General features: G+C 33.0%; 3 protein-coding genes. All 3 read right to left on the reverse strand.

Going from position 1 to position 1,949, the window contains the following annotated elements:
• Positions 1-181 precede the first annotated feature (181 nt).
• The 3 genes from A6E03_RS18405 to A6E03_RS18415 all read right to left on the reverse strand — a co-directional run bounded on the left by A6E03_RS18405 (position 182) and on the right by A6E03_RS18415 (position 1,914).
• Positions 182-409, reverse strand: coding sequence for a hypothetical protein (locus tag A6E03_RS18405; protein WP_065601485.1), 228 nt, complete (start codon positions 407-409; stop codon positions 182-184).
• A 150-nt stretch (positions 410-559) separates the two neighbouring features.
• Positions 560-1,021, reverse strand: a complete 462-nt coding sequence (locus A6E03_RS18410) for a GNAT family N-acetyltransferase (protein ID WP_065593237.1) — start codon at positions 1,019-1,021, stop codon at positions 560-562.
• Positions 1,022-1,152: 131 nt separating this feature from the next.
• Positions 1,153-1,914, reverse strand: a complete 762-nt coding sequence (locus tag A6E03_RS18415) for a hypothetical protein (protein ID WP_065601486.1) — start codon at positions 1,912-1,914, stop codon at positions 1,153-1,155.
• Between the last annotated feature and the right edge of the window lie 35 nt (positions 1,915-1,949).

Raw genomic sequence — 1,949 nt, forward strand, 5'->3', positions numbered from 1 at the left:
TGTAGTAAATCGTGTTGATGCGATTGTTATGCCTGTACTATAAAAATTAACCTTTAACTTCATGCTCTTTAGTGCTTATTTAATACCTATATTCATAGTGAAAAAATAAACCAGCCGATAATAAACAAAAGATTTAAATGAATAGCATTAGCTTGATTACTTTTATCTTATATTACTGCATTCACTCTTTGATACCCATAGAGTCAAATAACTCCCGTTTAATCCTATGGAATTCTTGTACTGACACTAATACATCGCCGTAATTATTATTAACATCAATAGCAACTTGAATTATTTCATAGACAGACCCATTTGTTGAAATTTGAATACTACTTTCATCAAGTACTAATGTAACAATATTGTTTATATTCACATAAAAATCTTCTCGTAACTTTAAAGCTTTAACCATGATCTTTAATTCCTTTTATTATTTATATTAAATTTAAAACACGATAAAGGCATAACGCCGCCATAACACGTGCTGACGACTCACTTTCCAAACCAATTATACTCTAAACCAAAAACGCCGAATGTTATAAGCATCGTGTTGATGGCTTTGTTATGTGCGCTGTTGAACATTAAGTACCATTGGAACATAACGAATACCGTTTAAGCTTAACTCTTCTGATACAGGCTTAAATCCAACTTTTTTATAGAAACCGAGCGCATAAATCGAAGCTTTAACGCTAATTAATTTTGCACCACTTACCGCCTTCATTTCTTCAACTAAACCCTTAGCCACACCAAAACCGTGATATTCAGTTTTAACGTAAAGATGACCAATATAACTTTCGTCACGCCAAGCTATATAACCGATAATTTCGTTATCAATAGTGGCTTTAATCGCTGAATAAATACTGTCATCCTTTACCTTGTCGATATCAGATTTAAACGCCATTTTGATAGCTTTTTGACCTTCAGAATTAAGAAGAGGTACAACATGCTTATCATTAACCGCTTCACCTAATTTAAGAATTACATCTAAATCTTGATGAGTCACTTTTTCATACGAAAATTCCATTTTTACTCCTAGCACATAACGCCTGCATAACACGTTTGCTACTATGTAGATTAAGCTAAATTTACCACTTAACACGGTAAACTCAAAGAAACCTAGAATGCCGAATGTAGCAAATCGTGTTGATGCATTTGTTATAACTCTGTGATGCAGTTTGATACTGTAAAAATATACTCAGACTTTTCGTTTATCCCAATAATAATACGCTCCCCATCAAGATATGAAATATGAGCATTATTAGGGAGAGAGCAATAACTATAAGCTTCCATTTCAAAATTATAGGCAAACCACTTAGTAAATACTGCTACTTGATCTGTATACCAAGAGTTATCTCCTAAAAATGATGTCGCTATAAAGAAAACGGTTAAGCTAGCAAAAATACGACCAAGTAAATTAAGAGCTGAGACTTCTTTCATTAAGCTCCATATTTCAAAGTTAACAATCTTTTTAGCTGATAACTCTTTAATAGAAAACATTGCACTAAACATCGATATTAGCATCATTGGCATAGCTAACATGGTCAATGAAATCGCTGCGGTGAAAGGAACCGTTAATATGGATACCATTGTTATGGTATAAGTAAATGGTGAACTAGGAACCTCTAAAATCGAATTCACAGATATTGAAGCCATAGCTACATTCAATGTTGTGGCAGCAAGAAAAGCCAATGCCATTAATGGTTTCGCATACAATATTGAATTTAAATTATCTCCCCACTCACGAATCCAAACAATAAACCCGTAAATCAAAAAACTAGACACAATCCAGTATGAAGGGAATGGGAATGTTTCAGTAAGTAATATAGATAAAGGGAAAAGTATCAGTGCAATAAGGTACGCTGACTGTTCATTAGATAACTTCCCTGTTTCCTTTTTTAGAACACTAATTAGATCCATTTAATTTACCTAAAAGTTATAACGCCTGCATAACA

Origin of the sequence: Aliivibrio sp. 1S128, assembly GCF_001691065.1 — a bacterium.
Lineage (GTDB): Bacteria > Pseudomonadota > Gammaproteobacteria > Enterobacterales > Vibrionaceae > Aliivibrio.